A 19,791-nucleotide genomic window follows, 5' to 3' on the forward strand; every position below is an offset into this window, starting at 1 on the left:
GACTTACTTCTCTCTGCGGCAGATGCCAGCGGAGGGGGAGCACTGCGCATTCGGTAGCGCAGAGGGGAAAAATCGACGCAACAAAATAGAGCGTCGGCGTACAAAAAACAGAATTGCATTGCGGTAAGAGACTTGCCACCTAGGGGAAACTATGTTCGGGTTTGCTAATTGGATTAGCCGTGGTAACCAAGTATTGGGCGCTGCCCTAGCGACCATCAGCCTGTGCTGGAGCGCGCAGGGTGTGGCCGGAGCTTCGGGAGGAGGCGATCCTTTCGATATTCCCCAGGGGGCCTATCTGGCGGAGTTCGTTGAGGACAGCAACGGTATTTCCGTGATGCGCTTCAGTGGCAACCTGGACAAAAAACTTCCTGACGGCACCCTGAATCAGTCCGCGCGCGCGGTGATCGCGCAGGAGTTTTACGAACACCATCCGGATATCTACGACTTCCTCGTTGTTTTCTCCGCATTCGAATATGAAACTGAAGATGCCCTGGCATTCCATATCGGTGTTCGCAACGACGTGCAGGGTATCGGCATGTCGCAGTTTGACCTCAGCCATCTATACGGTAGTGATGGGCGCCTGCGGGGTTATATCGATATGGCAGCCGCCAGTCGCTACGAACTGAATCCTTTAGAGCCTGCGTATGAGGATGTGTTGTCGACTCTTGCTCACGAGACGCTGCACAACTGGGGGATAAAAATCAACGTCCAGAAAGATGGTGCTGAGGTCAGCGATGTCCTGCTGGGCAAGGATGACGCCCACTGGAATTTCTTTCTCGACTCCGGTGCCTCGGTGGAGTACGGCCACCGCTGGCGTGACAATGGCGATGGCAGCTTTACAGCGACAGCCGCACGGCGCTTCTACAGCCCACTCGACCTCTACCTGATGGGCATCAACACGGCGGAGGAAGTGCCGGATTTTTACGTGATCCAGCCGCAGGACGGCACTGAGTATACGCGTTACGACATTTCCCGCCAGGGGGTCAGCGTCACTGGTACCCGGGAATACTTCTCCATCCAGGACGTGATCGCCGCTGAAGGAGAGCGGGTCCCGGCAGTGGCGGACGCGCAGAAAAAATTCAATTTCGCGTTTATCTATCTGGTGGATGCTCAGGAAGAAGCGCGGGATATCGATGTGACGCGTATCGGCGAGGTAGGCAAGGCCTATTCTGAGCGCTTCGCTATCCTGACGGGTGGGCGTGGCATTGCCAATATCTTCCCCGAGGGCAAGGACGCGGACATTGGCGCCGCCGAAGAAGTCGGCGCGGATATTGAAACCGGCCGCCAAGACGGAGGCAATGTGCAGGCCGGTATTGAATGGCTGAATGCGCAGCAGACTGCTGAGGGCTACTGGGCGGATAAGAGTTCAACCCGCCTGCGGGATACCACAGCGGTGATCGAAGTCCTGGAAAACCTCGGCCGGGCCTACGACCGGCAACTAGCGATGGAATGGCTGCAGGCACAGCCGCTGGTTGATACTGACTCCTGGGCGCGCGCATTGCTGGTGGCAGATACAGGCAGTTTCACCTCTGGCCTGCTCAAGCAATTGAAGGCCGTACAGCTGTCGGATGGGGGGTGGCCGCTGAAGGCTGGTCTGAGCAGCGACCCACTGGATACGGCACTTTCTGTGCGCGCGCTTTTGCGTCACGGGGATATGGACGGCGTACTGCAGGCGATTAATTATCTGAAAACGACGCAACTGCCGGCTGGCGGCTGGCCAGCGGTGGTCGGCGGCGCTGCGGATACTGCCACCACTATATCGGTAGCGGAAGCCCTGTTGGCAGCCAACCCAGCGGATACTGCAGCGCAACAGGCCGGAGAGTGGCTGGTAGCGCAACAGAACGCCGATGGCGGCTTCGGTTCGGGCGAGAGTGCCATCCATCTGACCGCAGAAGTGATCCGTATTGCCAGCCTGCTGGAACTGCAGGCTTCGTTCGACCTGTCGCTGGCACAGCAGTACCTAGCGGACCGCCAGACAGAGGCGGGCAGCTGGGGAGGTAGCGTTTACGCGTCTGCGATGGCCGCGCGCAGTTTCCGTCAGCTGGAAATGACGAACCTGTTGGTTGAGCAGGTTCAGGTCCTACCTGCGAGTCCCCGCGACGGCGAACTGGCAGAGCTGCTCGCAGTAGTGCGTAACGATTCGGTACTGGAGGCCGATCCGGTTACTGCACAATTTTACAATGGCGACCCGGAAAACGGTGGCGTTGCCCTGGGCGATCCCATTCCGCTCAGTAGCACCTCCCCCAAATCTTCGTGGGAAGTGCACGGTTACTGGGATACCACCGACGCCAGCGGCGTGAGCGGTGGCTTGCATCAGATCTACCTGGTGGTAGACAACGATGCTGCTGTGGCAGAGCGCAATGAGGCAGACAATGCCGGTGGTGTATCGGTCGTTGTGCAGGCGCCAGTAGACGGCGTGGAATTGGAGCTTGATGCCCGCGCGCTGGCAGTTACTCCGGCAACGACACAGCTGCTGCCGAACTCAGTGGCAGTTTCCGCCGTATTGCGCAATGTGGGCGCTCAGGCGGCGACTAGTGTCACTGTGGAGCTTTGGCGTGGTGAGGTCGGCACCGGAGAACTGCAGGACAGCCAGCAGTTAACCTTGGGCGGCCGCACCTCTGCGGCAGTCAACCTGGTCGGCACCATCAGTGCGCCCGGCACCCAGGCCTATACCCTGGTGGTCGATCCGACCAATGAATTTGCGGAGCAGGAAGAGGGCAATAACCAGGCAGTGGTGTCGGTGACATCCGAGCCGGCATTGGACCTGGCTGTTTTTGCCGAAGATATTTCCGTAGCGCCAGCCAGCCCGTTTATCAATACCGATGCGGAATTCTCGGTGGATATCCGTAACCGCGGCACCCAGGATTCTCCTTCAGTCAATGTACGCTACCTTGTGAACACGGGCAGCGGCGCGCAAGAGATCTATACCAGTACCATTGCCATCGAAGCCGGCCAGACCGCGAGCCAAACTATCCCCTGGCGCGTGGATGCTATCGGCGCTCTGAATCTGGTGGTTGAAATCGATCCGGCCAACGATGTGCCCGAACTGGATGAGGGCAACAACAGCGTAACCTTCTCTTTTAATACTGGTATTCAACAGGGCACCAACCTGGTGACCAGCTATAAAGATATCCAGTTCAGCACCAGCCCGGCTTTTGAAGGGGAGGGTGTCTCGATTAGTAGTTCGGTGAGCAATACCGGCAACGAAGACGCTACCTCGGTCGAAGTAGCCTTCTACGATGGCGACCCAGATAGTGCTGGCGTTTTGCTCGGGACAGAAATACTGCCATCGGTCGCTAGCGGGGAAAGTGTGCCTGTAGAGTTCGTGTGGGCGGAAATACCGACAAGCGCGGATCGAGTCATTTACATACAGGTGGACCCGGATAACAAAATTGATGAGCTGGGCATTGGTGACAATCTGGCGTTTCTGAAACTGCCAGTAAAAAGTTTGCCAGACCTGCTTGTAAGTAGCAGCGATATCGTGCTCGACCCGGTGTTTCCCAAGTTGAACGATACCGTGGATGTAAATATTTCCGTCGTCAACCAGGGCAACCTAGCGGCCGAAACGGTTGAGGTGGAGCTCTACAAAGAGGGTGCCTTAGTGGGCACCACGACCCTATCCCAGATTGCCGGCAACGGCGCGTCCGTTGCCACAATACCAGTGACTTTCGACGCACAGGGTCGACAAGACTTGCGGGTAGTTGTCGACCCGGATAATGCGATTCGCGAGTCCAGCACGGCGAACAACGAGGCGACACGTCAGATTTCGATCCAGGATGGCAATTTCTACGTTTCCGAAAAGTATATCTCTCCGGACGGCAATGGCATTCAGGACTCCACCGAATTCTATTTCAATCTTCAGACCAGCGAGAATGTCTACGTAGAATTGCAGGACAAATACGAGCGTGTTGCCCGTTCTTGGACAGAGCCCTTTTCCGAAGCGGTTAGTGCCGGCAATGTAAGCTGGGATGGACGACGTGACAGTGGTGCGGTTGCGGCCGATGGTGTCTACCGGTTTATGGTGAGAAGTTCACAGGGAGATATCCTCGGCGAGACTTCAGTCGTGCTTGACACCAACCGTTCGTCGCTGACAGAGGCAATTGACACTCCCTATGGATTGGAGCGCGACCTTTCATGTCGTATTGGTACAACTCAGCAACCCAATTTTTCCCGGTTTTCAAATGGCGGAGGAGAGCCTTCTATATCTGCCTTCCGTGACGGCCTTGCGTATAGCAATGACGATCAATTTGTATATTTCTCAACTTACTTAGAGCCTTACTCTGTTGACGGTCAGACGTATGACACCGATGAATATGTTAAGTATCCATCTGGGATCTATAGAGCGCTAAGTGATGGAACACAAGTTCTGGAAATAATCTCTTTTGAAGAAATTGACAGTCGCGATATTGTCAACTTGATGCCTTCACCTGATGGTAAGAAACTGCTTGTCTCGACTCTTACTTATGTCGATGGTGATTACCTTTCCCGTTTGTACCTATCCAATATCGACGGAAGCGACCTCAATTTGATCAATGAGTTTTCCGGAGAGAGGTATGGACCTCATATCGGTGATGCAGTTTTTGCTAATGGAAGTGACGAGATCGTTTATGTAAAGGCAAATGGCTACTCTTATAATCGATCTGGCTATGAGATTCACCGTATTGATCTGAAAGATCCGCTCTTCACCAGTCAGCTAATAGGTGCTATTCCGGCAGATGAGGAATCCAATGCTCTGAGCCTGGAGGCCAATAAAAGCGCTGATAGGATATTGGCAAGAAAAAGAGGTAATTATGAGGAGGCAGACAGTTGGGACGTTGAGGATTTCTATCCCCAGTCTCGGCCGGAAACTTATCTGGTAGACCTGAGTTCAAATTCGATAACCGGCTTGGGGGATGCCTCACTTGCAAGCTGGTCCCCGGATGGAAATAGGCTAGCAGTGGTTCAGCATATAAGCCGTGGAGTTCAGCTTCTCGACAAGAATGGCCTGCTGATCCAGGAGTATTCACTACCTGAGCAGGTGCGCAACGATTACCTCAATACCTTGAGTGCGATGTATCAGCACAAATACTGGGGTATTTTTCGGGCCGTAGAGTGGAGCCCTGAAGGCAATGAGTTTGCAGTTGTTATAGAAGATCATGCCAGATTTCTTCTGGCGATGGATGTGGCTCGTGATATTTACAGTGAGGAAGCTAAGTACACTTATTATACGTTGTCCGGGCCGGATTACACCGATATCGGCGGCCTTTATGTGGTGGATATAAAAACGGGAAATGTGGAGAAAAAAGCTAAGGCCGCTCCATTGCCGTTCCTGCTTTGTACCGGTTGGGAGTGTGAGCCTCAATCCTTTCATGTCAGCGTATGGGATGGTGAAAATTGGCAGCATATTGCCGAAAAACACTTGGGTGCGAATATGCGCACCGCCGTGGTCCCGGTAAATCAGGACAATATAGGTGAAGATCTTCAGGTAAGAATCAAGATTCAGCAAATCGGCCATGAAGAGGCTCAAATTGAAAAGGTAGCTCTAGTGGTGGATGGGGTGAATCGTGCTCCAGATACTGTGATTTCTGAACAGACGGGCCATGATCTGACAGAGCTGGTTGCGGCAGCGGATAACCGTTGGGCAGATGTGTGGAATCAAACTGTAGAGTTCACCTGGAACCTGGCTTCAGACTCCAAATTGGATAGTCTGGTATTTACTGCGAGAGAATCATCGCCGTCCAAACTGCCTTTGGTGCATTTCTCTTATCCGAATAAAAAAGACTATTACGAATTTCTGCTGGGAAGTGGAGCCAATATTTCTGTCGATGGGATGATGGATTCCCAGGACAATCTCGGTGAGCCGGCATTTACGAACTTGACACGGCCACACACGGGGCATCCTAGTGAGGTGGTATACGGTTACATTGGCTCGGATCATCAATCTCTAAAGGTGGCTGTGGACTTTACGGTTGACAACACTGATGGGATTGATGATTGGGCCAGCGTTGAGGTGTTGACCGATAACGGCTGGAAAAGCTTTGTTATCAATGGGCTCGATAGTACCTGGGGTGCGGTTAGTTTTATCCAAACGGAAAACGCTCCTTGGGAGCATCATTACTACGAATTTGATATTCCACTTAAGGAAATCGGAAAAGATTCGGGTGAAGTTATTCAGTACCGAATACATGCATTCGGCTCTGCGGCTGAGGTTGATCAGGATCAATACCTTGATTGGTTAAATTTACAGCGCGCTGAAAATGGCTTTTTCTTTGATGAGGAAATGCCCGTTTTTATGTGGAATCTTGTAGATCTGGATGAGTGGACTTCTAACGTCTTGCACAGCACATTGGAGTGGTTGCCAGGGGCACGTGAAGTATTATTGGGGGGATATCATCCATACTCTGATTCGGGCCTGAACCTTATTAATTTTGATCAGCCACTCGAGAGCCGATACGTATTTTCCGATCATCAATTTCTCGGCGCTAAGCACGCCCCATCAGTTTCTGATACGGGTAGATTGCTGTCCATGTATTCATGGAAAAGTGATGGTTGTATTGGGGATAGCGAGTTAACCCAATGGGATGAGGGACTCGGGTTTAAGCAGTTTAAATCACTTTTAAATGGTGCTGCTGACCTGATTGCAATTCGCACGAGTGAGGAGGGAGGCGTGGTTTTGCGCGGCTCCGCTGTCGACAAGAATTTTGCTAATTACACCTTGGAATATTCGACCGAGGAGAGCCCGGACAACTGGCAGCAACTTGCCCCCGCTTCAGGCATACCAGTGATCGATGGCAAGTTCACGACCTGGGTAGCTCCAGAGATCGGACGCTACAATATTCGCTTGACCGTCAACGATCTGGCCGGCAACTCTCGCCGGGAAATCAAGTCGGTTACTGTTGCTGAGTCGGCGAGTATCCGCAACGTCTTCCGCCAGCCCGCCTATTTCTCGCCGAACGGCGACGGCAAGCAGGATACTGTGGAACTGAATTTCACTGTTGCCGAGCCCGTGAACCTGCTGGTTGAAGTACTCGATGCAAACCGCAACACGGTGCGCAGGTTTGAGCAGTCTTACACCGATATTGGTGCCGAGGAAGTCATTTACTGGGACGGCCGCAACGATGCCGGCCAGGCTGTTGCCGAGGGCGAGTACTTTTTCAGGGTTCAGAAATTTGAGTACCGCTTTGTCCTCGATAATACTCTGCCAGTTATCGATTCACTGGTGGCGGATCTGCTGGTGCCGCAGCCGGTCTGGGTGGAAGGCGAGCCTACCTGTGTTCCCAACTACGGCGAGAGCCAGGATCTTCTTTGTAAAGTTGCGCTCGACAGGAATATCGCCGCCAGTTTGTATGACAACTTCGGTATTGAAAGTCAGCGCCTTGAGTACAGGGCAAATGGTGATACCCACTGGATTGAGCTGCCGGTGGAGATCAGTTACCAGGAGCCTTCGATTCTATTGCCACGCATTGAAGATCAGGAGCGGACGACTGGGGAGCTAAAAGGAGGCGACTACCGTTTTGTAGTGGCTGATTATGCTGGGAATACCAGTACCCTGCCCATTCCGCAATCGCTAAAGAAAAACAAGCTCTATATCACTGGAGCCGAGCTGGAGCCAGTGGAATACCAAGCGGCCGTATCCGGTGACCTGATGCGGTTGAAGCCTCTTGGCTCCGCAATTCTCGATACGGGTCTGGATCGCCGGCTGGAGCCATCCTTGCCGGATATTGCACCTGCCTTGATCAAGCTGGTATCAACCCTGCAAAGCCCCGTTGCTTCTATAGATGTCCTACTGGATGAAACCGATGATCAGGGCATTCTAGTCGGTAATCCAACGATTGTTACACCTGTGGAGGCATTTCTAGTTAGTGCGACAGACTGCAATGCAGAGTCTGGAGATTGTATGGCCTATGCTGCGCCGGATACCGCATACGCCTCGTCCAAAGCGGAGTTCCACATAGTGTGGGATCCAACGGACATTGATTTGGGCGATGGGCGCAACTTCCGGCTGTCTGTTCGCATCAAGGATATGGGTGGCAATGAATTTGTCTCCAACCAGATCGGGATTGCGGGGCAGGTGGCAACTTACGGTATCACCGAAATTGAGGTTATTGGCGATGGCTGGTCGAGTACTGACATAGATGTGAGCGCGGGCGTTAGCCGGCCTGCGCGCCGCTTGCCGGCAGTGGACTTCTATAACCAGGTGGAGCCGAGCCTCGAAGAGATACAGCGTCTACCGGCATACACCGGTTGGCACGATCACCTGTGGATTGCCGCTATCCCGGCCGAGTATGAAAAGTATGCCGTACTGGTTTCGACCCAATCACGGGATGAGATCGGCAAGATTGAATTGTTCGCAAGCGCGGAGAATGCGCCGGAAATCTTTGTTTCCAGTGCGCAAATCACCGGCCATACCGCGCTGCCCTTTACCTTCCCGGATGGGCATGAGGGATATGCCTATGCGCTGGATGCCTCTGTGCTTCAAGAGTGTCAGAGCTATAACCTGACAGCCAGAGTCTATAACCCGGACGATCCTCAAACATCGGTTGACGAATCCGATGAAATTCGCGCCACTCTAACGGAAGTTTTAGATGTCCCCTGCGTAGAAGTGTATGCGACGGTGGAGCCCCAGCTTGCTGAGGATTGCGATATGCCGTTGGCCAATATTCTGCAATTCAAGGTGACTGCGGACAGCATCTCAGAATGGCCGGGCCCGCTTGTGAGCGCCTTGCTCGAAGAAGTCGAATTCGTGTCCCTGTCTATCGCCAGGCGAGATGAAATCACTGGGGAATGGACTGATGTGCTATACAATGTGAACGAGCCGGCTCTCGGTGAGAGCTACGAATTTGCGCTCGACACCAGTGATTTCATTAGCGGGGAAGAGGAGTTCCGAATCGAATATGTCGATACGCGAGGAAAGCACTACCAGACAGAACTGACTGCTTATATCGACAAGACCGCACCTGTTATTGAAATCGATAGTCCGCTGGCGGGAGAGCAGGTCTGCGCGGTCCAGGTACCCCTTTACGATGAAGAGGCCAATATTGTCCCTGTGTCGGGGCGTATTTCGAGTGAAACACCACTGACCTACTACGGTGTTGCCGCTTCCGATCTTGTGCGTGCGGATGGGGCAAGTAAGTTAATCAATGGCAATATCCCGACCGCTATCCATGCCGAGATTGATGGAATCGCTCAGCAAGTGTTTACCTGCGGCGAATCTTTTTCGGGCACCCCGACTACCGCTATTGGGGAGGAACGGTGTAGCGTAGAGCCCCCCTGGCCTTCAGCTTATAACGCCAACGTTCCTATCCGCTTTGGTGACGCGGGCACCTATTCCGCATTCGGCTCGCTCGGCGTATTGCCGACAAAACATACAGGTACGCTGGAATTCCAGTATTCCGCTTATGACTGGAGTGGAATCCGTGCCTGCCGTTCCGTAGAGATTGAGGTAGATGCCGATGTGGTCGGATTCTCTTCAAAGGTTACCGGCGGTGCTAACACTTCGGGCTCGTATTTTTATGCCGATCAGGCACTTCCCGCGGTTCCGGCTTTTGCGCCCCTTCTGGGCAGTGAGTTCTCGGAAATTTATACCGAATTCTCAGTTGGCGAGGCCGTAGAGGCAGACCTGGAGGTGTATTCTCTCGTTTCCGCATCAGAGCAGTCACCGCAAATTTTATTGCTCGGTGATCTGGTCGCTACACCAGTGCAAAACCGTTCTGCGCTCGCAGGGGAAACAGCCCTTGTGTTCGATGGACGAGGCCTGAGTGGTGAGCCGCTTGCAGATGGGCTCTACCTGTTGCGCCTGCGTGTAACTGATGCCTGTGGTAATAGCCGTAAAGCTGAGTATGCGATAGAAATTGATAACACTGCGCCTTTGGTAAGCCTGAGTTATCCGACAGCTGGTGACCTGATAGGGCTGGTCGTCGATGTATTGGGAACTGCAGTCGATAAGAACATGGCGGTATACACGGTCGAGTATCGTGATCCTATGGAAAACGGCTATTTACAAATTGCCTCTTCCTCTAGATCGGTCAACGCCGGGGTTCTTGCAGCAAATTGGAATACCTTTGGACTAATTGGCGATATTGAATTCCGCATCGTGGCTACCGATATTGTTGGCCATGTATCGGAGGTTCTCTACGTCTTCAATATTCCGGAGCGTACAGATCTGATATCTGAGTTCGAAGTTATAGAGCCCTTCTTCTCGCCCAATGAGGATGGAGTCAAGGATTTCTCCGGTGTGCGGGTGCACTTTGAACAACCTGTCGTGGCTACACTGGCTGTTGGCGGCACGACGGTTGTCGATGCAGTAGCCTTCGACAAGGGTATCAGAACCATCAAGTGGGACGGTCGTATAGATTCTGCTGTGCAGCCGGATGGCCAGTATGAGCTGGTATTGTCTGTCGAAAGCCAAGCCACTGCAGGGCTACAGCAGGAGGAACGAGGTTCCGTCGTGCTGGATAATTTGCAGCCCTCAATGGCGCTTGAGGGGCTTAAAGAGAATATTGCTTGGGTCGGTATCGGTGGCAGCCTTATTGGCAGTATCAATGACTCTAATCTGGAGAGTTATGCCATATCCATTGCGGAAGATCCGGCTGTAGCAGGAGAGATCGTGGCATCAGGTGAGTTTCCTGTTGCGTCTTCAGTGCTGATCGATAGCGGCTCGAATGTCTTGTCGGAAGAGGGCGACTACTGGTTGAAAACGGTAGTCACCGATAAAGCCGGCAATCATATTCTGGATACCACCCGTCTGGTGATTGATCAGACGGCACCGGCTACCAGGATTGATAGCATTATTGAAGGTAGCTACCTGAGCGGCGATCAGGAGGTTGTAGGCTCGGTACAGGACCACTATTTGGAGTCCTATACGCTAACGCTGGTGGACGAGCAGAGCTCCGACACAGAACTCTTACAGGGTAGTGCGGATATAGATGGCACGCTACTGGAATGGCGGACCGGGCAGGTGTTGGACGGCAAATACCGTCTCGTGCTTTTGGCCGTGGACTTCGCCGGTAATGAATCCACAACAGAACTTAGTATCGAAATCGATAACACCGCTCCACTAGCAGAGTTCAGTCTGCCGGAAGAGCTTGGGTATTACAGCAGCGAGTCTGGTTTTGTCGGTTCTGTTGCTGATACCAATCTCAAGCAGTTTGAAGTATCCATTGCCCCGGGCCGGGTGGAGAATGTTGAGGATTCCGCATTCCGGATTCAATCGCTGGGAACAGCCAGTATTTCGGGAGCCTCCCTGGGGCACTGGGCCGAACTTCCGGCTGATGGTATCTACACGGTAAAACTCGACAGCCTCGATAAAGCCGGTAACCAAACCCGAACAGTAAGGCCGTACGTCCTTGATACGACCGCACCTCAAGTCCCGCTGCTTGAAGAGGTTTCCATTGCAAAGGATGAAAGCCGCTCCGATATCACTTGGGCGTCGGTTGATGATGAGGACCTGGCCGGTTATCTGGTTTACAGGAATGGCCAGGAAATTACCTCACAGCTTTTAACAGAAACTGTGTATGCAGATACCGGGCTTCTTGAAGGTGAATACCGGTACCACGTAGTCGCTGTCGACAATGCCGGTAATGAGAGTGAACCGTCGAACACCATTGATGTGGTTCTCGACCTGACACCGCCCGATGTGCGGATCATCTCACCCGCAACAGAAAGCGTGGTATCCGGGCTTGTTGATATTATCGGAACTGCGCACAGTGAGTCGGATTTCAAGACTTATCGTCTGTATGTTGAAGATATACAGGGCAATAGCACGCTGCTAATTGAATCCTCGCTGGCTCTGCAGGGGCAGGAGTTGGCTCAGTGGGACACTCTGGCTGCAAACGATCCCAGCGGTTATAGGCTGCGGCTGGAAGCAGAAGATCTGAATGAGAATGTGGGTAGTGTCGAGATACTGGTTTATCCAGATAATCTGCCGCCTCCTGCTCCGGAAAACCTGGTTGCTTCCGTGAGCGGAAACCAAGTAGACCTTACCTGGAACCCGGTAACCGGTATTGATGATCTCGCTGGATACGTTTTGTTCAAGGACGACCAGCTGGTGGGAGTGTCGGAAGTTGTTCTGGATGGCCTGTTGCCTTATGCGCAGGAAGGGACCTCTGCAAGCCAATCCGATTTGGTCGATGGGAATTACAATTATCTTGTATACGCTATCGACTTGGCTGGAAATGTTAGTGACGCGTCCAACCTTGCAACGGCAAGTATTGAATTGGGTGCTCCGCAGGCCGTGATCACTACACCCGAGGCAAATGCGAAAATTGAGTTCGCGGCTGAAGTATCTGCAGAGGTCAATGCTAACGATGTGGCCCAGGTAAGCTTCGAGTATCGCGCCAGCGGTGAGACCACATGGCAACAACTTGCAGTGGATGCGCGCGAGCCGTTCACCCAAAGTTGGGATACTTCCGCACTCCCCTACGGTAACTATGAGCTGCGCGCCGTGGCCACGGATACCAACAACAACACGGATACCAATCCTGCAGTTCAATCGGTGATCAAGGCTGACCTGGTGGCGCCGGCACAAGTAGCTGACCTGGACCTATCAGTAGATGGGGGACAGGTCTCGCTAAGTTGGTCTGAAGTAACTGATGAGGATCTGGCGGGATACCTTGTCTATCGACACAGGGGAAGTAGCCAGACGCAATTGACCCCCACACCGATTGAAGGTCTCCAGTACCTGGATCAAGACGTAGCAGACAGCGAATACCTGTATACGATTGTTGCAGTTGATATGGCTGGGAACCAAGCTGATCCGAGCCCGGAAGTCCAGGCGACGGTCTTTACTCCAGTTGTAAGTTACCCCTGGACGCCGACGGCGGAAGCGGAAATTACAGTCAATGTGGAGACCCTACCTAATCATGATTTGATTGCTGAGAAGTTCGACGGGGCTGATTGGGTTGCGCTTGCTGTTGCGGCGACCGGTGATACTGGGTACGTAGATTTCACGGGCCTTGTTCTTGATGCTGGAGACAATAGGTTGCGGTTCGTGGCTGTCGCGAGCTCCGGTAACAGGAGTAAATTAGTCGAACGTGCAATTTTCCGTGCGCCTTCGCCCTCGGCTGTACAGGATGTGGCCGCTACAGAAAATGTACTCGAATCTCTTGTTGATATCAGTTGGCAGCAGAATCCTGCCGAGGAAGAGATTTTCGGTTACCGGGTTTATAAAGATGGGGAAGCTATTAGTCAGGTTTATGAACCTGCCGTAGACAATGTGACAGCGGAGCCGAACAGCTATTACAGTTCCTATTCCCCCTTGAAGGCAATTAACGATAATTCGTCCTACTGGCGACCAACAAATTTACCGGTCACTCTGGAGTTGGAATTCTCTGGGCGGCACCTGTTAACGCAGTTGGATATTCGCTGGTATTCATCTTCCTCTTACTATCAAGCTTCTCAATATGACATCTATGGATGGGATGGAAATGACTGGGCATTACTCAGACAATTTACAGATACCAGAAGTAGTTCTACAGATAGTGTTGCCTTGCAACACCCCTACCTGACCGACAAGATCCAGATTCGGTTCAAGGAACCCGTAGGATATAGTCGTTACGGAAAAATTCGTCTGGATGACATCAACTTTTATGCGTTGCCAACGGTTGCGGGAGTTGAAGAGGTCGATGACGATGTAAGCAATGGCTATTTTTCTTATCAAGTTTCCGCTGTTAATACTTGGGGTATTTCAGGTCCTCTTTCCGAAGCGGCGGAGGTTGCTGTCGGTGACGTGGTGGCCCCAGAGGCTGTGGTACTTGCTGGCGTGGACAATGAAAGCACTGCCGAGTTGAGTTGGTCTGCGAGCTTGTCCACTGATGTCCAGAGCTACATGATTGAGCGCGACGGTGTGCTGATTGGCACCGTTACTAGCGATATCCTCGCCTTCTCAGACCCTGGACTCAGCAATGGTACCTATCGTTACCGGGTATTTGCCAAAGATACTGCCGGGAACGAGAGCAGTGCTTCCAATGAAGTAGACCTCGTCATTAACGTTGCTCCTATTGGAGCCCCTGTTGCGCTGCAGGCACAGAATGATGAGACCACAGGTTACATCGGCCTGACGTGGTTACCCGCTCCGGAAACAGCCCCTATTGAATACAAGCTATACCGTTCACTGACTGCCGGTAGGGATTATGCTGAGTTGGCATCGGTTTCAGGCCTTTCCTACGTCGATAGGGATGTTGCGAATGAGGTTACCTACTATTACGTGGTTAGAGCGGTCGATTCTTTTGAGAATTTGGGGCTGCAGTCCGCTGAGGTAGAGGTGACCTCTCGCGATACCCAAATTTCTGATACGGCGATCCAAATGCCGAGCACTGCACTTGATCACAATCTTGTGAGCCGAAATATTGGAGTTACAGGACTGGCTGAAGTGGGTGCCGAAGTTTTCCTGATGAAGGATGGCGAGGTTATTTCAACTGTAAACGCCAGTGCCTTGGATGGATCCACGGATTTGCCATTTGCCGATATTGATGAGGTGATCAGAGGGTTTGATGGAGGAGTTTTAGTATGGGGACAAGTATGGGGACAAAGCGGATCATCTTTTTATGATGGACTGCTTGTTTTCTCTGATGGGGAATGGGTCCAGATGGATATGGATGCACTTTACGAAGTAGCCATAGATCCATATGTCAGAAAAGCAGTTCTGGCTGGCGACTCTCTGTATATCGCTGAGTACGATTCACCCGCGATTTACCAGTGGGATATACAAACCGGCCAGATCACTGAGATAACTAATGGTGTTCTCGACGATGCGGTTGATATCGAAGGATTTGTTCCCAGCGAGAATGCTGTTGTTGCCCGCGGTTGGTTTGGCAATTATGGCTTGTTGTCACTTGAAGATTTTTCGTGGGTAAACTTGCCCCTGCTTTCCCCTAGGAGTTTTTCGATCTCTGCTGACGGCGAGAGGATTGCGTACACTGCGAAGGAAGAGGACGGCTCTGATGAAGTATGGCGCCTTTACTCCTATGAACTGCGAACGGAAGAAAACACTTATATTGCCGATATCCCGGACTCTGATTCTGCATCGGTGCTGAGCGGTTCTGGGCAGAGTCAGGATGGGAGAAAGGTTCTCGTTAGTTCTAGAAATCTTACTTCGGGCAGGGATGAGACTTATCTTGTCGATACGGTTGATAAGTCGGTCGTTCAACTATTACCTGAATATCTCTACGCCACACCGCAGTCGGTTTCCTTGGATGGAAGCAAGGCCGTGATTGAGGTTCCCTCCTTGATCACCTCAGGGCAGGAGATTTATGTTCTGTATGATATTGAGACCGCAGAAGTTACTCAGCTTGAGTCTGATTGTTTTTGGACCAGCATTGGTGGGCTTTGCAATAAATCACCCGTCGGCTCTCATTTGATACCGGAATCGGGAATCTTTAACTTCAGTAGTGTTCCGCTGCAGTTTGGCGAGAATTTGTTTACAGCCTTTGCAATGGATCCGGTAGGAAATCTGTCGTTGGACAGTGATCCTCTGGTGATTAATCGCCTCGGTCAGAAATCTGCAGACCTGAGCGTCACCATTGAACCGTCTCCCGTAATTCTCCCAATTGGAGCCGATACATCACTGGCAATTGAGATTGGAAATATTGGAAGCGCCGGCTCTTTGGGTACGAGAGTGGATGTTTCGGCGGTCTATGAGGATGGCAGGGTCGAGGCGGTTGGCAATGTGGCTGTAGCGCCGCTACCTGCAGGCGCATCAATTTCTTCGTCGCTTTATTGGCAACCGGAAGAAGCCGGCCGCTACCAATTGGTAGCCAAGATTGATCCGGATTTCGCAATTGATGAAATATCTGAATCCAATAATACCTCGCTGGCGACCGTCGATGTACTTATGGAAGCCGCTCCCTTATTGGAATTGGAGTTCTACGGATCTGGGTCCACTCCATACCGATTCAGCGCAGATACGCCGGTTAGCGGGCGTGTAACGCTGACCAATGGTGGTGCTGTGCTAGAGGGGGATCTCAGTGTTTCGGTGGTTGATGCCTCAGGTAACACAGTATCCACTTTGTACTTTGAACAGCTGGGTGGATTGGCTTATGGCAGTAGGGTAGAGCAGGAGTTTACCTGGAATACGGGCACTACCTGGGCTGGCGACTACAAGCTGCTGGCTTCCTTAGTGTCTGAAGCTGGGATCGCTGTTAGTCGTGAGATCGCATTTGAGATTCTCCCGGACACGGAAATAGTCGCTGGAATCTCCAGTGGGGCGAGCAGCTACCGACCGGATGAATCCGTACGGCTGAACTCGGTGCTCCAGAATATTGGTACCAATCAGGCGTTTGGTGGCGGTATGTTGCAGATTTCTGTGACTGATCCCTCTGGTGCGCAGGTGTTTGCCCGCGATCGCGAAGTAGGAGAGATCATGCCGGCCGGACAGTCTGTGTCCAGTGTGGACTGGGCTGTAGATGGGGCGTCCGCCGGTACCTACACTGCGACACTTGCCTTGGTGGAGGCATCTCAAGTGGTATCGCAAGCACAAACCCAGTTCGCCGTGCGGGCGGCGGCGCCGGTGCTTGAGGGTGCGCTGGAACTGCACGCGACAACGGTGCCTCAGAGGGATGCGATCGAAGTGGGATACACTGTCAGCAACGCCTCTAATAGTGGTGCCTCTGGTGCCAGTATCCAAGTTGAGTTGACGAGTGTCGCGGATGGAAGTGTCGTCGACATGGCCGCAGCGGTATTCAACGTTGATAAAGGCTCGGTGATCAATAGCCTGGCCAGCCTATCTGGCGATCAGACTATTGGTAATTACCAGGTTGTGTTGAAAGCCACATTTGTCTACGAGGGCATAACCTATAGCTCAGAGCTTGCTCGTGCTGCAGTAAGTGTTGTCGACGGTGAACCGCCAGAAATCTCCCTGGTTTATCCGCAAGATGGGGCTGTGGTGAAAGGTGTGGCGAACTATGTGCGCCTGCATGCTGCTGACAGTGTTTCCAGTGTCGAGCTGGTTGAAGCTAGCCTGAATGACGGCGACTGGAAAGAAGTCGAAAAGAGCGAGACCTTGGCCAGTGAATATTTGGCCCCCATGGGTGGCCTGCCAGATGGCGACTACGGTCTGCAGGCCAAGGCCGCAGATGAGTTGGGTAACCTCAGTGACGCACTTAGTTCTACCTTCACCGTCGACAACACCAGCCCGACAATTGTGGTGAACGGTGTGGAGGATGGTGTGGTGTACAGCACGGCAGTCTCCCCTGAGGTGCAAGTCACTGATTTGCATTTAGTGGAAACCAGTGTGATGTTGAACGGTACTAGTTTCTCCTCCGGCTCTACGCTGGAAGAGGATGGCGAGTACCAGTTGGAAATCACTGCGCGGGATATGGCCGACAACTTTGTCAGTCGGATCGTGCTATTCCAAATGGACACCACCCCGGCGCAGATCTTTGTCGAGGGTATTACTGACGGGGCTTCCTACAATACTGCGGTCACACCGATAGTAACGGTCACCGATGAGGGGGGAGCAACATTAGACCTCAGTTTGAACGGCCAGCCGTTTGTGTCAGGCAGTGAGGTTGCAGCAGAAGGCAGTTACCTGCTGGAGGCCACTGCAGTTGATGTTGCAGGGAACCTGAGTCAGGTTTCATGGCAATTCACGCTTGACCTGACTCCGCCGGCAGCGCCGCTTGTAGTTGAACCCTTGAGTGGCGCTACCGTGGACACTAATGTGGCGACACTTCATGGTAACGCGGAAGCGGAAAGCCTCGTGTCACTCAATGATGGTTCGCAGGTTCGGGTGACCCACGCTGATACGCAAGGCGTATTCGAGTTCGCTGGTGTTTCACTCGCTACCGGTGCCAATGCCTTCAGCCTTTGGGCGGAGGATCATGCGGGCAACCGGAGTGAGACTACGGATTACACCTTAACCTATGCGCCGACAGCCGATCTTTCCCTCTCTGCCCAGTTGGTTACGGGCAAACGAGTACTGGTCTGGCTCCCTGAGAGGGATATTCACAAGCATCCTTCTTGTGTAGGAGGGGGGCACGGTGGTCACGATCCACACTATGCACATTACGGTCACGATATCGAAGCACTAAACACACTGGTAGCAGTTGCTCTTGATGAAGCCGGCTTCGAGTATGTGGTAGTCCGCAGTGCGCCCGAGTTCCTTACAAAATTGAGAAGCCAACAATTTGGCAGCATTCTCGTTGGGGCTCCGCACGTGGAATTGGGCCTTGGCCTGGCCCTAAGCGGAGAGATCTACCTGGAAGTGCGTGGTGCAGTAGCTGCGGGCACCGGACTTACTGTTGTTTCGACGCATCCAGGTTTTGTGAGGCGCTGGAATAAGTTGTTTGGAGGGTACCTCAAAGGCTCGCTGGAAGAAGTGGATGCTGTTGAACTGGATGGTGACTTCGGTTCTCTGTCCGGCAACTGGAGCCCATCCTATACAAAAGGCTTGCAATATGTGCCGCTCAGAGGGATGGGGAGAGGTCGTCTTAGATATGGTTGTGGATCTGGTGGGGGCTGTAAATCGGTACCGGGAGTAATCTTCAACCAGTATGCGGAGGGCAAGGTAGCACTGGTGCCTTTCAACCCTGCGGCCTTGCCTGAAGATGTAGTGAAGGCATTTATCGGGGAAGCGGTTGAATATACGATGCCGGCCGAAGCCTCTCTGGTACCTGGTGGAATCGTGGAATCCAAATGGACGGTTTCTGAGGTTTCGTCGTCTATGCATGTTGCCCTCGAAGTCGATTTGCTCGGTGATGGCCTTTGGACCGACCTTGGCGACGACGGGGAGATTTCTGATGAAACCGCGAGGTGGTTGCGTTACCTGGAGGGCTCCAGCGAAACCCAATTCTCCGGTTTTGTTGGTCTGACGAATGAGGCAGGAAAATATCAGCTTAATGGACGTGCTATAGCTGGCAGTGATTTCAGTCTGCCTCCCAGCGATACAGCGGGGATTGAGTTCGAGGTTCAGCAATCGTCCGTTGAGCTCGGTAATGAGCTGATTCATTATCTTGAGTCATTTGAAGCTTATGGAATTAAGCGCTTATACAGAAATATTGCGATTGCTAAGGTCAAAGTGGCGCTAAGTATCGACTTGCAAGAGAAGAGTGATGCCGGAAGGGCTGTACATTGGCTTCTGGGTGCTATTGCGATCGCGGACGTTTTAAATAGCGAAGAATTGGACCGGCGACTCGGTGAATTACTGAAGGTTTATCAGGCCGCTTGGACCCGTCTACCATACGTGGCTGGCCCTGTACCCCCGGGCCATCCCTGGAAATGGCACCGTGATGGTGATTCGGGACATACCTTGGGTTTCTGGGAGTGAATTGGGTTTTAGGATTTAACAAGTTTTAAACCGGTTCATCCGCCCTATTGGAGCCTGAGGCGTGTAGAGGCAAGAAGTAAATAATCGAGGGTTGCAGGTTTGTAGCCCTTGGATTAGGAGCTATTCAAGTGATAAGTGGCAGATCACTCCGGGATAGCGGCGGATATTGCTGCAATTTCGGAGTTCCCAATTGGTTTGAGGGGGTATTGGTCAGCCACTGCTACTTGCATCAAGTGCGCCAGACGTGTGGCGTCCGAGGAGAAGCTACCGACTTTCGTCGGGTCCCTTAGCTCAGTAAGTGTTACTGGAGAGCGTGGGTACCATGGTGGCAGTCGAGGGTTGTGTCTAGCAAGCCTCCCTCCTCTTATCATCGCTTCAGTATGGGGTTCCTTTCTGTTTGGATCTTCATTAACACTTTGCACGAGCTCAAGGTGTCGCATGAGCTTTTAGCTCTGGTGAACTCTTAGGGGGCTGTGTTGCAGGGAACAGTGAATTCCCAGGTCACATTGAGTGCCACTTGGGCGCGCCATCGACTTGAGTGAATTTCCATA

Annotated in this window: 1 protein-coding gene; it reads left to right on the top strand. The window is 52.5% G+C overall.

Annotated elements, in window-relative coordinates; translation table 11 throughout:
• Positions 1-151 precede the first annotated feature (151 nt).
• Positions 152-19,240 (top strand): CARDB domain-containing protein, encoded by a 19,089-nt coding sequence (locus ACJJIM_RS05230; RefSeq protein ID WP_444912598.1) that lies wholly within the window; start codon positions 152-154, stop codon positions 19,238-19,240.
• The last annotated feature ends 551 nt before the right edge of the window (positions 19,241-19,791 follow it).

The sequence above is a fragment of the Microbulbifer maximicatervae (SeqCode) genome (genome assembly GCF_052467615.1).

Bases quoted from the DNA above. Each gene is read 5' to 3' on its own strand.
- ACJJIM_RS05230 (WP_444912598.1), top strand. From the start codon at position 152: ATGTTCGGGTTTGCTAATTGGATTAGCCGTGGTAACCAAGTATTGGGC.